Source organism: Kribbella sp. NPDC104218, from assembly GCF_055584105.1.
Map to the genome: position 1 here is coordinate 835,489 of NZ_JBVJMQ010000001.1, position 16,374 is coordinate 851,862.

Annotated in this window: 17 protein-coding genes; 4 read left to right on the forward strand and 13 right to left on the reverse strand. The window is 68.7% G+C overall.

Annotated features, from left to right (window positions below; translation table 11 throughout):
* The first annotated feature begins 73 nt into the window (after window positions 1-73).
* Window positions 74-1,528, forward strand: coding sequence for a ketol-acid reductoisomerase (locus ACZ6ZD_RS03875; RefSeq protein WP_465668096.1), 1,455 nt, complete (start codon window positions 74-76; stop codon window positions 1,526-1,528).
* Window positions 1,529-1,572: 44 nt separating this feature from the next.
* Here ACZ6ZD_RS03875 and glmM read toward each other — a convergent pair whose 3' ends face one another.
* Genes glmM through rplM form a run of 3 tightly spaced genes read right to left on the reverse strand, consistent with a single transcriptional unit; the run spans window position 1,573 to window position 3,927 of the window.
* Window positions 1,573-2,919: a phosphoglucosamine mutase gene (glmM, locus tag ACZ6ZD_RS03880; protein ID WP_465668098.1), complete on the reverse strand. Its 1,347-nt coding sequence runs from the start codon at window positions 2,917-2,919 to the stop codon at window positions 1,573-1,575.
* A 7-nt stretch (window positions 2,920-2,926) separates the two neighbouring features.
* Entirely contained in the window at window positions 2,927-3,448 is a 522-nt protein-coding gene (gene rpsI / locus ACZ6ZD_RS03885) for a 30S ribosomal protein S9 (RefSeq protein WP_420371468.1), read from the reverse strand.
* 35 nt (window positions 3,449-3,483) lie between these two features.
* Window positions 3,484-3,927: a 50S ribosomal protein L13 gene (rplM, locus tag ACZ6ZD_RS03890; RefSeq protein ID WP_171674825.1), complete on the reverse strand. Its 444-nt coding sequence runs from the start codon at window positions 3,925-3,927 to the stop codon at window positions 3,484-3,486.
* 275 nt (window positions 3,928-4,202) lie between these two features.
* Between rplM and ACZ6ZD_RS03895 the strand changes: the two genes are divergently transcribed.
* The 3 genes from ACZ6ZD_RS03895 (at window position 4,203) to ACZ6ZD_RS03905 (ending at window position 7,198) form a co-directional block, all read left to right on the forward strand.
* Window positions 4,203-5,489: a citrate synthase gene (locus ACZ6ZD_RS03895; RefSeq protein ID WP_337796712.1), complete on the forward strand. Its 1,287-nt coding sequence runs from the start codon at window positions 4,203-4,205 to the stop codon at window positions 5,487-5,489.
* A 204-nt stretch (window positions 5,490-5,693) separates the two neighbouring features.
* Entirely contained in the window at window positions 5,694-6,242 is a 549-nt protein-coding gene (locus ACZ6ZD_RS03900) for a TetR/AcrR family transcriptional regulator (protein ID WP_465668101.1), read from the forward strand.
* Window positions 6,239-7,198 carry a glycoside hydrolase family 18 protein gene (locus ACZ6ZD_RS03905; protein ID WP_465668103.1) on the forward strand — a complete coding sequence of 320 codons (960 nt, stop codon included), beginning with the start codon at window positions 6,239-6,241 and terminating at the stop codon, window positions 7,196-7,198. The genes ACZ6ZD_RS03900 and ACZ6ZD_RS03905 overlap by 4 nt, the downstream gene beginning before the upstream one ends.
* Here the strand turns inward: ACZ6ZD_RS03905 and ACZ6ZD_RS03910 are convergent.
* From ACZ6ZD_RS03910 to rpsK, 10 genes are all read right to left on the reverse strand, one after another.
* A complete protein-coding gene (locus tag ACZ6ZD_RS03910) occupies window positions 7,195-8,940 on the reverse strand; it encodes a hypothetical protein (protein ID WP_465668105.1) in 1,746 nt (581 codons plus the stop codon). The genes ACZ6ZD_RS03905 and ACZ6ZD_RS03910 overlap by 4 nt on opposite strands.
* Before the next feature lie 39 nt (window positions 8,941-8,979).
* Window positions 8,980-10,662, reverse strand: coding sequence for an ABC-F family ATP-binding cassette domain-containing protein (locus ACZ6ZD_RS03915; RefSeq protein ID WP_465668107.1), 1,683 nt, complete (start codon window positions 10,660-10,662; stop codon window positions 8,980-8,982).
* A gap of 48 nt (window positions 10,663-10,710) precedes the next feature.
* A complete protein-coding gene (locus ACZ6ZD_RS03920) occupies window positions 10,711-11,460 on the reverse strand; it encodes a hypothetical protein (RefSeq protein ID WP_465668109.1) in 750 nt (249 codons plus the stop codon).
* Entirely contained in the window at window positions 11,453-11,974 is a 522-nt protein-coding gene (locus ACZ6ZD_RS03925; RefSeq protein WP_465668111.1) for a SigE family RNA polymerase sigma factor, read from the reverse strand. The genes ACZ6ZD_RS03920 and ACZ6ZD_RS03925 overlap by 8 nt, the downstream gene beginning before the upstream one ends.
* A 16-nt stretch (window positions 11,975-11,990) precedes the next feature.
* Window positions 11,991-12,602, reverse strand: a complete 612-nt coding sequence (locus tag ACZ6ZD_RS03930) for a class I SAM-dependent methyltransferase (RefSeq protein WP_465668112.1) — start codon at window positions 12,600-12,602, stop codon at window positions 11,991-11,993.
* Complete coding sequence (truA, locus tag ACZ6ZD_RS03935; protein ID WP_465668114.1) at window positions 12,595-13,407, reverse strand: tRNA pseudouridine(38-40) synthase TruA; 813 nt, start codon at window positions 13,405-13,407, stop codon at window positions 12,595-12,597. The genes ACZ6ZD_RS03930 and truA overlap by 8 nt, the downstream gene beginning before the upstream one ends.
* Before the next feature lie 65 nt (window positions 13,408-13,472).
* Window positions 13,473-14,141 carry a 50S ribosomal protein L17, sunset domain variant gene (gene rplQ, locus ACZ6ZD_RS03940; RefSeq protein ID WP_465668116.1) on the reverse strand — a complete coding sequence of 223 codons (669 nt, stop codon included), beginning with the start codon at window positions 14,139-14,141 and terminating at the stop codon, window positions 13,473-13,475.
* A 43-nt stretch (window positions 14,142-14,184) separates the two neighbouring features.
* Window positions 14,185-15,210, reverse strand: a complete 1,026-nt coding sequence (locus ACZ6ZD_RS03945) for a DNA-directed RNA polymerase subunit alpha (RefSeq protein WP_171674836.1) — start codon at window positions 15,208-15,210, stop codon at window positions 14,185-14,187.
* 103 nt (window positions 15,211-15,313) lie between these two features.
* Window positions 15,314-15,922 (reverse strand): 30S ribosomal protein S4, encoded by a 609-nt coding sequence (gene rpsD / locus ACZ6ZD_RS03950; RefSeq protein ID WP_171674837.1) that lies wholly within the window; start codon window positions 15,920-15,922, stop codon window positions 15,314-15,316.
* 22 nt (window positions 15,923-15,944) lie between these two features.
* Complete coding sequence (rpsK, locus tag ACZ6ZD_RS03955; protein WP_012923659.1) at window positions 15,945-16,352, reverse strand: 30S ribosomal protein S11; 408 nt, start codon at window positions 16,350-16,352, stop codon at window positions 15,945-15,947.
* Between the last annotated feature and the right edge of the window lie 22 nt (window positions 16,353-16,374).

A 16,374-nucleotide genomic window follows, 5' to 3' on the forward strand; every position in this document is an offset into this window, starting at 1 on the left:
TTTCACCTCCTGCAACGCCGCGATGCAGATCTTGCGCTTGCTGCAAGGCTAACTCCGGCCTTCACTGAATGACATGACCACCTTCACCTCCTCGGTCTTCCGGACCGAGACCATGACGGTGCCCGGGGGTACCGAGACGATCCTCCGCGGCGGCCGTGACCTGTTCCCGCTGCTCCCCGCGGCCCTGCACGGCATCCGCACGATCGGCGTCCTCGGTTGGGGCCCGCAGGGCCGCGCCCAGGCGCTCAACCTGCGCGATTCGCTGGCCGGCACCGGTATCAAGGTCGCCGTCGGCCTCCGGCCGGGCTCGACCTCAGCGGACGACGCCCGCGCGAACGGGTTCACCGAGGACGACGAGACGCTCGGCGAGCTGCTCACCGTCGCGGCCGAGGCGGATCTGGTGATCCTGCTGATCGCCGACGCGGCGCTCGCCGCCCAGCACGAGACGATCTTCCAGGCGCTCAAACCCGGCGCGACCATCGGCCTGTCACACGGCTTCCTGCTCGGCCACCTGCGCGCGATCGGCAGCGACTTCCCGGCCGGACACCCAGTGATCGCGGTCTGCCCGAAGGGTATGGGCGACTCGGTCCGCCGGCTGTACGAACAGGGCGCGACCGTCAACGGCGCCGGGATCAACGCCAGTATCGCCGTCCATGCCGACCCCGACGGGCAAGCCACCGATCGCGCGCTGGCCTGGTCGGTCGCGCTCGGGTCGCCGTACACGTTCGCGACCACGCTGTCCGCGGAGTACCACTCGGACATCGTCGGCGAGCGGGCGATCCTGCTCGGCGCGGTGCACGGGCTGGTCGAGGCGCTCTACCGGTACTTCCGGCTCCAGGGCGCCGACCCGGTCACGGCGTACGAACGCTCGACCGAGGCGGTCACCGGGCCGATCGCACGGACGATCTCAGCCGCCGGGCTGCCCGCCGTCCGGGCCGCCGTCACCGACCAGGACCTGTTCGACCGCGCCTACAGCGCGACCTACCAGCCGGCCCGCGACCTGGTCGCCGAGATCTACGACGAAGTTGCCGACGGCACCGAACTCCGCTCCGTCATCCTCGCCGAGCGCCGCCTCGCGACTCGCCCCATGACCGCGATCGCGGGCAGTGAGATGTGGACGCACGGCGCCGCGGCCCACGCCCGTCGGACCGAGAACCCGGCCATCGATCCGGTGACCGCGGGTCTCTTCGTCGCGACCATGACGGCTCAGGTGGACGAGTTCGCCGCCCGCGGCCACGCCTGGTCCGAGATCGTGAACGAGTCGATCATCGAGGCCGTCGACTCGCTGCTGCCGTACATGCATGCCCGCGACGTCGCCTACATGGTCGACAACTGCTCGCGCACCGCCCGCCTCGGCACCCGCCGCTGGGGCCCGCGCTTCCAGGCGGCGTACGAACAGCTCGCCCTCCCCGCGCTCACCGCCCCCGCCGACCCGAAGGCCATCGAGGCCTTCCTGCGGAACCCCGTCCACGAGGCGCTGACCGTCGCCGCGGAGCTGCGCCCCTCGGTCGACATCTCCGTCTCATGACAAAGGGCCCGGGGTATCGAACCCCGGGCCCTTCACCAGCTACTTCAGAGCTTCAGCGAAGCCGCGACCACATCGGCGAGCGAGTGGGCGATCTCGTCGGCCGTGTCCGAGGACTCGGCCTCGACCATGACGCGGACGAGCGGCTCCGTCCCCGAGGGGCGGAGCAGGACGCGGCCGGTGTCACCGAGCCGCTTGGTCGCGTCCGCGACGGCGGCCTGGACGGCGGTATCGGTGCCGGCGCGGCCCTTGTCGACGTTCTTCACGTTGACCAGGACCTGCGGCAGGCGGGTCATCACGCTGGCCAGATCGGCCAGGGTCTTCCCCGTCTGGGCGATCCGGGCCAGCAGCATGACCGCGGTCAGCGTGCCGTCGCCGGTGGTGGCGTGGTCGGACAGGATGACGTGACCGGACTGCTCACCGCCGAGCTTGTGCCCGCCGGCCTTCATCGCCTCGAGCACGTACCGGTCGCCGACCTTGGTCTGCTCGACCGCGATCCGCTCCCGGACCATCGCCTGGACGAAGCCCAGGTTGCTCATCACGGTCGCGACGACGGTGTCGTTGGACAACCGGCCGCTGTCACGCATCGCGAGCGCCAGGACCGCGAGGATCTGGTCGCCGTCGACGAGCTCGCCGTTGGCGTCGACCGCCAGGCAGCGGTCGGCGTCGCCGTCCAGGGCGATGCCCAGGTCGGCGCGGTGCCCGATCACCTCGCGCTGCAGCCCCTCCAGGTGGGTGGAGCCGCAGTTCAGGTTGATGTTCAGGCCGTCCGGCGCGGCGGCGTACGTGATCACCTCGGCGCCGAGCCGGCGCAGCGCCTCCGGAGCCGTCCCGGAGGCGGCGCCGTTGGCGCAGTCGATGACGACCTTGACGCCGTCGAAGCGGTTCGGCGCCGAGCGGACCAGGTGCGAGACGTAGGTCTCGAACCCCTGCCCGTCGTCGAGAACGCGGCCGACGGCCGCGCCGGTCGGGCGCTGCCACTCCTCGTTCATCCGGACCTCGATGGCGTCCTCGATCTTGTCGTCGAGTTTGATCCCGCCGCGGGCCAGGAACTTGATGCCGTTGTCGGGCATCGCGTTGTGGCTGGCGGACAGCATCACGCCGAGATCGGCGCCGGTCGAACCGGTCAGATAGGCGACGGCCGGGGTCGGCAGGACGCCGAGCCGGAACACGTCGACGCCGGCACTGGCCAGACCGGCCACCACCGCCGCTTCCAGGAACTCTCCACTGGCGCGTGGATCCCGCCCCACAACGGCGCGTGGCCGGTGCCCTTCGAAGGCACCGGCCTCGCCGAGTACGTGAGCTGCCGCGACCGAGAGGTCGAGCGCCAGCTCCGCGGTCAGGTCCACGTTTGCCAGGCCACGGACTCCGTCCGTGCCGAACAAACGCCCCATCAGGTGATCAGCGCTTGCTGTACTGAGGAGCCTTGCGGGCCTTCTTGAGACCGGCCTTCTTACGCTCCTTGATCCGCGCGTCGCGGGTGAGCAGACCGGCCTTCTTCAGACCGGGCCGGTTCGCCTCCTCGTCGGCGGCGTTCAGGCACCGGGCGACACCCAGCTGCAGCGCACCGGCCTGGCCGGTGATCCCGCCGCCGTTGATCCGGGCGATCACGTCGTAGGAGCCCTCGAGGCCCGCGACGACGAACGGCTCGTTCACGTGCTGCTGGTGCACCTTGTTCGGGAAGTAGACGTCCAGCGGCTTGCCGTTGACGGTCCACTGGCCCGTGCCGGGCACGAGGCGGACGCGAGCGACGGCCTCCTTACGGCGACCGGTGGCGCCGGCCGGGTTGATGACCGCGACCCGACCCGTCTCGGCGCGCTGCTCCGGAGTCGGGTTCGTCTCGGAGGTGTAGGCAACCGGGCCGTCGGTCTCGATGGGGACCTCGGGGTCGAACTCTTCGGTCTCGGTGGTGATGTCGCTCACGCTGAAAATCCTCGTTTACCTGGCTCGTCGATCGCTTACTGGGCGATCTGGGTGATCTCGAACGGCTTCGGCTGCTGGGCCGAGTGCGGGTGCTCCGGACCGGCGTAGACCTTCAGCTTGGTGAGCAGCTTCCGGCTCAGGCGGTTCTTCGGCAGCATGCCCCAGACAGCCTTCTCGACGGCCTTGCGAGGATCCTTGTCGAGGATCTCGCCGATCGGCGTGGCCGTCAGACCACCCGGGTGACCCGAGTGGCGGTACGCCAGCTTGTCGGTCCGCTTGGAACCCGACAGGGCGACCTTGGACGCGTTGATGACGACGACGAAGTCGCCGCCGTCCACGTGCGGCGCGAACGTCGGCTTGTGCTTGCCGCGCAGCAGGGTTGCGATCTGGACGGCGAGCCGACCGAGAGTGACGTCGGTGGCGTCGATCACGTGCCACTCGCGGGTGACGTCAGCAGGCTTCGGGCTGTACGTGCGCACGGGCGTTGACCTTCGTTTCTCAGAGGTTGACAAAACAAGTACGTCGGCGAGCGGTCCACCGACGGGCAAGGACCTGGAACGCACAACAGCAGCCCAGAATACCGGCGTACTCCGCCCGGGGTCAAAGCGAGCCCGAACGCGATGGGGACCCCGGCTTGGATGGAGCTGAGGACGGCACTAGTTTAGCGGTGAAGATACGCAGTCCGAATCGCGTCCCGCCGGCTGACATAACCCTCACTCACCAGGCGATGACGCCAGCTTCCGAAGAGGGCACCGTGACCGAACAGTCGCTCACCGTCCGGGACAACCGGACCGGCAAGGACTACGACCTTGCCATCACCGATGGCACCATCCGTGCCGCAGATCTCAAGCAGATCAGCGCAACCGACGGAGACGGTGGCCTCGCCACCTACGACCCCGGCTTCGTCAACACCGCCTCGACCCGCTCGTCGGTGACCTTCATCGACGGCGACAAGGGCATCCTGGAGTACCGCGGGTACCCGATCGAGCAGCTGGCCGAGCAGTCCAACTACCTCGAGGTCGCGTACCTGCTGGTGAACGGCGCGCTGCCGAACAAGGCCGAGTACGAGGCCTGGGTGCACGACGTGACATATCACACCTTCGTGCACGAGAACCTGAAGACCTTCATGCAGGGCTTCCGCTACGACGCGCACCCGATGGGCATGCTGCTGGCCTCGGTCGGCGCGCTGTCGACCTTCTACCCGGAGTCGCGGGAGATCTTCAACGAGGAGTCCCGGGCGCTGCAGATCCGGCGGCTGATCGCCAAGATGCCGACGCTCGGCGCCTTCTCCTTCCGGCACGCCCAGGGCAAGCCGTACGTCTACCCGGACAACGAGCTCAGCTACGCGGCGAACTTCCTCTCGATGCTGTTCAAGATGAGCGAGCCCAAGTACGCCGCCGACGACCGGCTGGTGCGCGCGCTGGAGATCCTGTTCATCCTGCACGCCGACCACGAGCAGAACGCCTCCACCAACGCGGTCCGCGCGATCGGCTCCACCCAGGTCGACCCGTACTCCGCGGTCACCGGTGGCATCGCGGCCCTCTACGGCCCGCTGCACGGCGGCGCCAACGAGGCCGTGCTGAAGATGCTGCGCCGGATCGGCACCGTCGACAACGTCCCGTCGTTCATCGAGGGCGTCAAGAACGGCGAAGAGCGGCTGATGGGCTTCGGCCACCGCGTCTACAAGAACTACGACCCGCGGGCCAAGATCATCAAGAAGGCCGCCGACGACGTCTTCGAGGTGACGGGGATCAACCCGCTGCTGAAGATCGCCGTCGAGCTGGAGAAGATCGCGCTCGAGGACGAGTACTTCGTCTCCCGCAAGCTCTACCCGAACGTGGACTTCTACTCCGGCCTCATCTACGAGGCCCTGCAGTTCCCGCCGGAGATGTTCACCGTGCTGTTCGCGATCCCGCGGACGTCGGGCTGGCTGGCCCAGTGGCTGGAGTCGCTCGGCGACACCGACCAGAAGATCGCCCGCCCGAAGCAGATCTACACCGGCGCCCGCGGCGTCCAGTACGTCCCGATGGGCGACCGCTAAGCACTGAATGGGAACGGCCCCGGTCCGGCGACTTCGCCAGGGACCGGGGCCGTTTCTGCGCTTCTGCACCCTCTGACGCAGCCCCTCCGGCTCCTGGTTCCCGCGCAAAGATGCGGAGAGTTGACTTCGGTTACAACCAAATGGGGTCGTCGGTACGTCTCTAATGCGAGGGCACGGGGTTTGGCGCGAGGAGAGGGGTCTGGGGTGCGAGCTGACGCGCGGGACAACCGGTTGCGGATCTTGACGGCGGCGGACGAGGTGTTCGGGCAGTCGCCGCAGGCGTCCACGGACGCGGTGGCGAAACTGGCCGGAGTGGGGATTGCGACGGTGTTCCGGCATTTCCCGACCAAGACGGAGCTACTGGAGGCAGTACTCACGCAGCGGCTGGAGCGGCTGCGCGACCAGGCTCTGACGCTGGCGTCCGGCGACAACGCGGGACGGGCGTTCTTCGCGTTCTTCAGCCGGGTCGTCGCGGAGTCCGCGGTGAAGCTGGCCATTGGCGAGGCTCTGACCGCGGCCGGCGGAGCCGCCGGTGAGGACGCTCGTAAGGCAGCCGCTGGGCTGCGCGAGGCGTTCGGCTCCCTGCTGGCCGAGGCGCAGCGCGTCGGAGCGGTACGCCGGGACGCGGGCCTGCCCGAGGTCTACGCGCTGCTCATCGGCGCCTCCCGCGGCGCCACCGCCCGCAACCTCGACCCCGAGGTGCGGGACCGGATGCTGTCACTCGTGTACGACGGTCTCCGCCCGGCTTCGTGAGGCGGCGGCTGTTCCGAGTACTACTGGTCTTTCTGGTCCTGCTGGCACCTCTGGGCGCGTTCGCGGTCTCGCTGCGCGTCCAGTACGCCGGCGACCCGACAGCTCGGAGTCGCACCAACGACGCCATCTGGCTGGGCCATGCCTGGGTCGACGGTCGCAAGACCCAGGCAGACGTCACCGCACTGGCCGAGCAGCTCAAGACAACCGGCATCCGGGACCTCTACGTCCACACCGGCCCGCTTGAGCACGACGGCACCTTGTCGCTACCGGATGTCTCGCCTAGAGCGCGCTGGTTCACCACTGCGATGCGTACGGCGGCGCCCGGCGTCCGCGTGCAGTCCTGGCTCGGCGACATCGTCCAGCCGGGTAAGAACCCCGGAATGAACCTGGACGACGCCGCCGTCCGCAAACAGGTCGTTGCCTCGGCGAAAGCCGTTCTGGCACAGGGGTTTCAGGGCATCCACTACGACTTCGAACCGGTGCGTTCGGGCTCCAAGGGCTTTCTGAGCATGCTGGACGAGACGAAGGCGCTTGGCGTGCCGCTGTCGGTGGCCGCGCATCAGATCGACCCGCTGTGGCACCTGCACCGGATACCGCTCGACAAGTGGTGGTCGCAGGCCTACTTCGCCGAGGTCGCACGCCGCGTCAACCAGATCGCTGTGATGTCTTACGACACCGCCATGCCACTGGAGTCCCTGTACGGCGGCTACGTCGCCAAGCAGACCAAACTCGCCCTAGAGGTCACTCCACCCGAGACAGACCTCCTGATGGGTCTCCCGGCGTACTGGGAGCGCAACCCAACCCACTGGGGTCACGCCGAGACCGTCCAGGCCGCAGTCCGCGGCGCCCGCCTCGGCCTGGGCGACCACCCGCGCCAGAACTTCGGCCTGGCCATCTACGTCGACTTCACCGCCACCCCAGCCGACTGGGCCGCCTACCGCGACGGCTGGGTCTAGCTGAACCGGACCACCGCCAGGATCAGCCCACCGACCACTACGAATCCGATCTCCAGCCACAACGCCGGCGCCGGCCGCCGCCGTGATTTGGCACCGGCCGCGACTGCCCGCAGCCGGAGCGCCTCGAACACTGTGCTGACCCGCTCCACCTGGTCGGTCGCCACCCCCTTGAGCACGTGCCAGTCGTCGTCGGTCTCGATCGTCAGCCGGTCCTCCTCGATGCCGAGCCCCTTGACCGAGTGCCAGGACAAGAGCTCCTCGAACCAGCCGTTGCGGACCCACAGGTGGGTCGCGGTGACAGTCACGCGGAAGAACACCGGAACAGCCGCGAGGTGGATCAGCTCGGTGCCGAAGAGGACGATGCCGATCGCCACGAACCAGTCGTCCCACGTGGCGAAGACCGCGACTGCGACCGGCAGACCGGTCAGGAGCGCCACCAGCGCCGGCCGGGACCACCAGTAGCGAGGCTCCATTGGCGCTTCCCACGGCAGCACCGGCAGGTCGGCGGCCGGCGCGATCTGCGGCTCGGGCGGCAAGTCCTGTACCTGCGAAGGGCCCTGGATCTGGTCGGCGGTCTCACGCCGCCACGGTTGCCGCCGGGGCGTGCGGAACGGTCCCGTGGCCCGGAACACGAGCTCACCGATCAGGATCGTCGGCCAGGCCCGCTCGGCCAGATCGCCGACCAGCAACGCCTCACCGCGGTACCGCTGCAGCTTCGCCGAAGCCTCCCGCCGGTACCGCTCCGGCACCACCTGCTCCTCGTCACCGAGGGCATCGAAGGCGTCGAGCAGCTCCAGGTCGACGTCCTCGTCGTCCGCCTCAAGGCGCACGAACCCCAGCAGGACGTCGCCGTCCGCGGAGTACACCGCGAACGCCTCCGAGCTGTCCGGCTCGATCCAGACCGGCAGGCCCTGCGCCATCCACGCCCGGCGCGGCCGCGCGCGGCGGCGGCGTCTGTCCTGCAGCAGGAGCAGGGCGGCTACAACCCACGCGGCGCCGGCGATCGTCATCCAGTGGGTGTAGTCAGCGGGCTCCGCGACCGGTCTGATCCATTCGCGATCAGCAGGGTCGGTGAAGACCGGGATCTGCGCACCGGTGTCGTAGTCGTCGTACATGGTGATGGTGTGGGTCCGGCCGTCCGGCAGCTCGAGGATGACGTCGTCCTCTTCGCCCTGCGCCTTCACTACTGCTGTCTGCTCGACAGCACGGCCCAGGTGGACGGCTTCGCGTTCGTCCTGCCAGCGCAGCAGCAGCATCAGAGCGACGCCGACAACGACCAGTGCGCATCCGACGAGCAGCCGGCCGGTCACACCGACCGAAGCCGCGGCTGGGACCTGCACCGGACGACGCTGTGCCCGCGCGGCCAGCTCTCGTTGCTTCCGAGCTGCGAGCAGCATCCAGCAGAGCATCACCGCACAGGCGGCGCCGTAGATCGTCCAGGCGACCTTCGCCTCGGCAAGGTCATCGAATTCGAGCTCGAAGACGACGAACAGGACGCCGGCCGCCAAGGCCACCACCGGCTGCCACCACAACAGCGCCACCGACGCCAGGCAGACGACAAACACCGCCGCGAACAGCCGGTCCGGACCGCAGTACGACGGGTCCGCGACCGAGCACCGGACGTCAGCGGCAGCGTCTATCGACACCACGATCGCCGCGAACCAGCCGACCGGTAGCACCCAGCGGTAGATCCAGCTGGGTACGACGGTGGCCGCCCAGCGAGCCGCGAGCTCGGCTGTCATCGAAGTCCCCCTCCGGTCCGGTAGGGAGAACTTTAAGTGTCAGCGAGCTCGCTGCACGCGGCCTTCGTCCCAGACCGGTTCGGCGGACTCGTAGACGGTGCCGTCGGCGCCGAAGACCAGATGCCGGTCGAAGCCGCGGGCGAACCAGCGGTCGTGGGTGACTGCCAGAACTGTGCCGTCGAAGGAGTCCAGCCCCTCTTCCAGGGCCTCGGCGGACTCGACGTCCAGGTTGTCGGTCGGCTCGTCGAGCAGCAGCAGCGTCGCACCGGACAGCTCCAGCAGCAGGATCTGGAAGCGGGCCTGCTGACCACCGGAGAGGCTGTCGAAGGACTGCTCCGCCGCATGGGCCAGCTCGTACCGGTCCAGCTTCCGGGAGGCCAGCTCACGCCCCATCCCATCGCGGTGGTCGTCACCGCGATGCAGGATCTCCAGCAGCGTCTTGCCGACCAGCTCCGGGTGCTCGTGCGTCTGGGCGAACCAGCCCGGCCGAACGCGCGCACCAAGCTTCACGACCCCACTGTGCGCGACCGGCGCGATCGGAACCTCTCCGATCGGCTGGTGCTCCACATCCGGATCAGTACCGCCGTTCGCGAGCAGCCGGAGGAAGTGCGACTTGCCGGACCCGTTGGAGCCCAGGACGGCGACGCGTTCGCCGTACCAGACCTCCAGGTCGAACGGCTTCATCAGCCCGGTCAGCTCGAGCCCGGTGGCCACCACGGCCCGCTTGCCGGTACGGCCGCCGGTCAGCCGCATGCTGACCTTCTGCTCGCGCGGCAGCTCCTGCGGCGGACCGATCTCCTCGAACTTGCGCAGCCGGGTCTGTGCCGCTTTGTAGCGCGAGGCGAGGCCGTCGTTGTACGCCGCTTTGACCTTGTACATCTGCACCAGAGCCTTGAGCTTCGCGTGCTCCTCGTCCCACCGCCGGCGCAACTCCTCGAACCGCTCGAAGCGGTCCCGCCGGGCCTCGTGGTACGTCCGGAAACCGCCGCCATGCGTCCACGCGGTATTACCCGCGGCGCCCAGCTCCACGGTGATGATCCGGGTAGCGGTGTTGGCCAGCAGCTCCCGGTCGTGGCTGATGTAGAGGACCGTTTTGTCCGTCGTCCGCAGCTGCTCCTCGAGCCAGCGCTTCGCCGGGACGTCGAGGTAGTTGTCCGGCTCGTCGAGCATCAGAACCTCGTCCGGGCCGCGCAGCAACGCCTCCAGGACGAGGCGTTTCTGCTCACCGCCGGACAACGTCTTCACCTCGCGCCAGCGGCAGCCGTCGTACGGGACGCCGAGCGCAGCCATCGTGCAGACGTCCCACAGCACCTCTGAGTCGTACCCGCCGACCTCACCCCAGTCCGCGATCGCCTGCGCGTACTTGAGCTGGGTCTTCTCGTCGTCGGCCTCCATCATCGCCAGCTCGGCCTGCTCCAGCGCTGCGGCGGCCTGCCGGATCGCCTCCGGCGCGACACCGAGCAGCAGGTCGCGAACGGTGGTCTCGTCCCGCACCGAGCCGACGAACTGCCGCATCACGCCCAGCCCGCCGGACCGCGAGATGCTCCCGCTGTGCGCCTTGAGGTCCCCGGAGATGATCTTGGTCAGTGTGGTCTTCCCCGACCCGTTCGCCCCGACCAGCGCCACCTTCGCGCCGTCCCCGACCCGGAACGTCACGTCGTCCAGCAGCACCCGACCGTCCGGCAACTCAAAGCCGATGCCGGCAACATCCACGTGACCCATTCCCCTAGTCTGACCGGCCGACCCGGCGACAGGCGAACGGATATCGCGTTACCAGCCCTTCAGCGCGTTCAGGTAGGTGCTACCGCTCGGACGGACGCTCCCGGTCATGAACAGCTTCAACGGTTCCGCGAACAGCCCGTACGTCCGGCTGCCGGTGAAGAACCCGGGTGTCGTACAGCCCGTGTACTCAACCCAGATCTCCCGGATCCCGGAGGCGGTGCTGAAACGCAGCGCAATCGCCTCAGTGGGCCGGGCGGCCTCCGGAGCGCACTTGAAGACCGGCAGCTCCGGATTCCGCTCCGGCAGCACCTTGATCGCGTCGACCACCTGCTGTGCGACCTTGGCGTCGAAGTGCTGATCGCCCAGCACATTGCCGGACGGCACCTGGTAGCGGCAGGCCTGGAGCCCGGTCACCGGCGTGCTGACGTCGAGCCCAGCCGGGACAGCGCCTGCCTCTTCGACGCTCGCGATCGGATGCGCTGCCGGGCAGGCAGTGTCGGCCTCGGTGGACGGCGCAATGCCCTGCGTCCGGTTGTCCTTGGCCGCAGTCGGCACCTCCGCGCTCCCAGCAGAGTTGGACGGCGTCCCACCGGAGCCGAGCACGCTCCACACGCCGCCGACCGCCACCACGACCAGGACGGACGCCGCAGCGCCGTTCAGCGCGCGCCGGCGTCGGCGTACTCGTTTGCGGGCTACTGCCGCCATACCGGCGCCGCGCAGCTCGCTGGTCGAGCTGCGGTCCTGGAACGCCGATGCGAACTTGGGGCCGAGCTCCTGCTCAGGGTCGTGCTCAGGCATCCTCGGCTCCTTCCTTGCTCAGCGTGGTCTTCAAAGCGGCCAGTGCGCGATGCACATGCGACCGGGCGGTCGCCTCCGCGCAGTGCAGCAGTACGCCGATCTCGGCGTACGAAAGCTCTTCGTAGAACCGCAGTACGACGGCTGCGCGCTGTTTGTCCGGCAGCGTCGCGCAGAGCGCCCAGACAGCCTCCGACTCGGCTCTGTCGGCGGCGCCGTCCGGAGCGGCCGACGCCGTCCGCACAGGGTCCTCGACCGGCGCCTCACGGCGACGGAACCGCCGCCACCAGGAGATGTGCGCGTTCACCACCATCCGCTTCACGTAGGCCTCTGGGTCATCAGCTCTGCTGACCCGGGCCCAGCGGGCACAGGCAGTCGTCAGAGCGTCCTGGACGGCGTCCTCGGCCAGCGACTTGTCCCCGGTGAGGACATAGGCGAACCGCAGCAGCGCGTCGCCCTTCTGGCCGACCCACTGCTCGAACTCGATCGCGTCCGATCGCGCCTCTGCTGCCGCCAAGGCTGCCTCCATACCCTCAGGACGGCGCCGGACCCGCGTTCGTTGCACGCAGTACCCGGAACCCCTTGGCACTGCCGACGCGCTCGCAGGGGTAGCCCTGCTCGGTCATCCAGCGCTGCAGCGAGTCGCCACCGAGGTTCTTGCCGACGACGAACCATGCCACGCCATCCGGTGCAAGGCGAGCCAACCAGCGCAACAGCATCTTGTGCAGCTCCGGCTTGCCGATGTGGATGGCCGGGTTCGACCAGATCTGGTCGAACCGCACGTCCGCCGGGACGTCGTCCGGCAGCGCCGTCCGGACGCGCTTCGCGACGCCGGCCCGTTCGGCGTTCTCAGCGGTCAGCTCCAGCGCTCTGGCGTTCACATCGACCGCCCAGACCAGGGCGTCCGACTCCACCGCCAGCGCGCAGGCGATCGGCCCGTAGCCCGTCCCCAGGTCCAGGAACGTGCCGGTACCGGACGGCGGCTGCGTCTCCCGCAGCAGCACCGCCGTACCGATGTCCAAGCGGTCCCGGGAGAACACACCGGACGCCGTGGTGAAGGTGTACTCCCGTCCCCAGATCCGGCCCTCGACGGTACGCCGTACGTCGGCGGAACCGGGCTCCGCCGAGAAGTAGTGGTCAGCCACGCTGGTGTACCTCTCCTCTGACCTGTCGAGCCTCCGAAGCCCGCGCGGCCAGCTCGCCGTCCGCCGGGTAACGCACTTCCTCCAGTGTGAGCCCGTGGGCGGGCACTACCGCCACCGCCGAGTCCCGCACCTTTCCGGCCAGCACACCGGCCGGCCAGTCCACCTCACGCCGCCCATCCCCCACTGGGAGCATCGACCCGACCAGCGCCCGCACCATCGAGTGACAGAAGGCATCCGCGATCACCGTGCCCTCCAGCAGGCCCGGAGCCGTCCGCTGCCAGGAGAAGTCCAGCAGCGCCCGTACTGTGCTGGCGCCCTCGCGCTTCTTGCAGAACGCCGCGAAGTCGTGCTCCCCCAACAGCTGAGCCGCCGCCGCATTCATCCGCTCCACATCCAGCGGCCGCGGCACCCGCAGCACGTGGCCCCGCGTCAGCGGGTCCCACGCAGCCTGCTCATCACACAGCCGGTAGACGTAGCGGCGAGCCATCGCCGAGAACCTGGCGTCAAAACCCGCTGGAGCCGCCGCCACGGCCGTAACGACCACATCCGCAGGCAGGACGCCGTTCAGCCCCCGCAGAAGCCTGTGCGGCTCCATAGGCCCGTCGAGGTCGACATGTGTCACCTGGCCACGAGCGTGGACGCCGGTGTCCGTCCGGCCGGCACACACCACCGAGACTGGCTCCGGAAGGCGCAGTATGACGCGCAGTGCGTCCTCCAGAGCACCCTGGACGGTGCGGAGATCGTTCTGCCGGGCCCAGCCGTGAAAAGCCGTCCCGTCGTATCTCAGGTCAATCCGCCAACGCACACGGCAATCTAACGCAACAGCGCCCCCTCGCCGTGAAGCGAGGGGGCGCTGCGGTGGAACGAGACTTACTTGTCGTCCTCGGTCTCGCCGGCCTTCGCGAAGCCCGCGGCAACCGCGTCCTCTTCGGTCTTGAACCAGACCTCGGCGACCGTCTGGTCGTACCACGGCGAGTCGGTGCCGTGGAACTTCATCGAGTTCTCGTTGCCCTTGATCGTGTAGCCCTCGGGCGCCGAGCCGTCGGCCAGCGGGGCGGCCGAGTTCTCGAACTTACCGGCCTCGACGTCCTGGACCTTCGGCGCGTCGGCGACCTTCTCCTCGGCCTTCGGGGCGGCCGTCTTCTTGGCGGCAGCCTTCTTGGCCGGCTTCTTCGAGTCGCTCAGCGCCTCGACCAGCTCGATCCGCGCCATCGGGGCGTTGTCGCCCTTGCGCGGGCCCAGCTTGGTGATCCGGGTGTAACCACCCGGACGGTCGGCGTACCGCTCGCCGATCTCGGTGAACAGCACGTGCACGACGGTCTTGTTCTTGATCCGCTTCATCACCTGACGGCGCGAGTTCAGGTCACCGCGCTTGGCCTTGGTGATGAACGACTCGGCCAGCGGCTGCAGGCGCTTGGCCTTGGCCGCGGTGGTGGTGATGGCGCCGTGCTCGAACAGCGACGTCGCGAGGTTGCTGAGAATCAGCTTCTCGTGCGCCGGGCTGCCGCCCAGCCGGGCACCCTTGGTGGGGGTAGGCATCTCTTACTCCAGAAGGATTTCAGGCCTTTTGGCCCGGGTGGGTTCAGTACTGCTCGGTCTCGGCGAAGCTCTCGTCGTCGTCCTCGGACTCCGTGCCGTAGGCCTCGGTGGCCGCCCGCAGGTCGAAGCCGGGGGGCGAGTCCTTCAGCGACAGGCCCATCTCGGCCAGCTTCAGCTTGACCTCGTCGATCGACTTGGAGCCGAAGTTCCGGATGTCCAGCAGGTCCTGCTCGCTGCGCGAGATCAGCTCACCCACGGTGTGGATGCCCTCACGCTTGAGGCAGTTGTACGAGCGGACGGTCAGCTGCAGGTCCTCGACCGGCAGGGCCAGGTCGGCCGCCATCTGCTCGTCGACCGGCGACGGGCCGATGTCGATCCCCTCGGCCTCGACGTTCAGCTCGCGGGCCAGGCCGAACAGCTCGACCAGCGTCTTACCGGCCGACGCGACGGCGTCGCGGGGCAGCATCGACGGCTTGGTCTCGACGTCGACCACCAGGCGGTCGAAGTCGGTGCGCTGCTCGACACGGGTCGCCTCGACCTTGTAGGTGACCTTGAGGACCGGGGAGTAGATCGAGTCGACCGGCATCCGGCCGATCTCGGCGTCCGCGGACTTGTTCTGGATCGCGGAGACGTAGCCACGGCCACGCTCGACGACCAGCTCCATCTCGAGCCGGCCCTTCTCGTTCAGGGTGGCGATCTTCAGGTCCGGGTTGTGCACCTCGACACCGGCCGGCGGCGCGATGTCCGCGGCGGTGACGTCACCGGGGCCCTGCTTGCGCAGGTACATGGTGACCGGCTCGTCGTGCTCGGAGGAGACGACCAGGTCCTTGAGGTTCAGGATCAGCTGGGTGGCGTCTTCCTTGACCCCGGCCACGGTCGAGAACTCGTGCAGGACGCCGTCGACCTTGATGCTGGTCACCGCCGCGCCCGGGATGGACGACAGCAGCGTGCGGCGGATGGAGTTGCCGAGGGTGTAGCCGAAGCCGGGCTCCAGCGGCTCGATCACGAACCGCGAGCGGTGCTCGTCGACGACCTCTTCGGTCAGGGTGGGGCGCTGTGCAATAAGCAACTTCGTGTTCCTTCGCTGTTCGCGACGACCACTATTTGAGGTCGCGAGAGGTGAAGAACCACCGAACCGGCCGGCGGCTCAGGAGCCACCGGCCGGTACCGGATCAGTTCTTCGAGTAGAGCTCGACGATCAGGTGCTCGGCGACCTGGGTGTCGATCTGCTGCCGGGTCGGCAGCTGGTGGACGAGGATGCGCAGCCGCTCGGGCAGCACCTCGAGCCAGGCCGGGACGACGCGCTCGGCGTGCGTCTCCCGGGCGATGATGAACGGCGTCGTCTCGACCGACTTGGCCTTGACATCGATGATGTCGTGGGCGGCCACCCGGTACGACGGGATGTTCACCTTGATGCCGTTCACGGTGAAGTGACCGTGGACGACGAGCTGACGGGCCTGCCGGCGGGTCCGGGCCAGGCCGGAGCGGTAGACCACGTTGTCGAGGCGCGACTCGAGGATGATCAGCAGGTTGTCACCGGTCTTGCCGGAGCGCCGCGAGGCCTCCTCGTAGTACCGGCGGAACTGCTTCTCGAGGACGCCGTAGGAGAAGCGGGCCTTCTGCTTCTCGCGGAGCTGGAGCAGGTACTCGCTCTCCTTCGGGCGGCCGCGGCCGTGCATACCCGGGGGGTACGGACGACGCTCGAACGCCTTGTCGCCACCGACGAGGTCGACCCCGAGACGGCGCGACTTCTTGGTCATAGGTCCGGTGTAACGGGCCATGGTTGCTACCTACCTCTCTGGATCAGACCCGGCGCCGCTTGGGGGGGCGGCAGCCGTTGTGGGCGGTCGGGGTGACGTCCTGGATCGTGCCGACCTCGAGGCCGACGGCGCCCAGGGAGCGGATCGCGGTCTCCCGGCCGGAGCCGGGGCCCTTCACGAACACGTCGATCTTGCGCATGCCGTGCTCCATCGCGCGGCGCCCGGCGGCCTCGGCGGCCATCTGCGCGGCGAACGGGGTGGACTTGCGCGAGCCCTTGAAGCCGACGGTGCCCGCGGAGGCCCACGAGATGACCGCGCCGGTCGGGTCGGTGATCGTCACGATCGTGTTGTTGAACGTGCTCTTGATGTGCGCGTGGCCGGCGGCCACGTTCTTCTTCTCCTTGCGGCGCACCTTCTTCGCGCCGGCCGCGGTGCGGCTCTTGGGAGGCATAGGTCAGATACTCCTGGAAAGG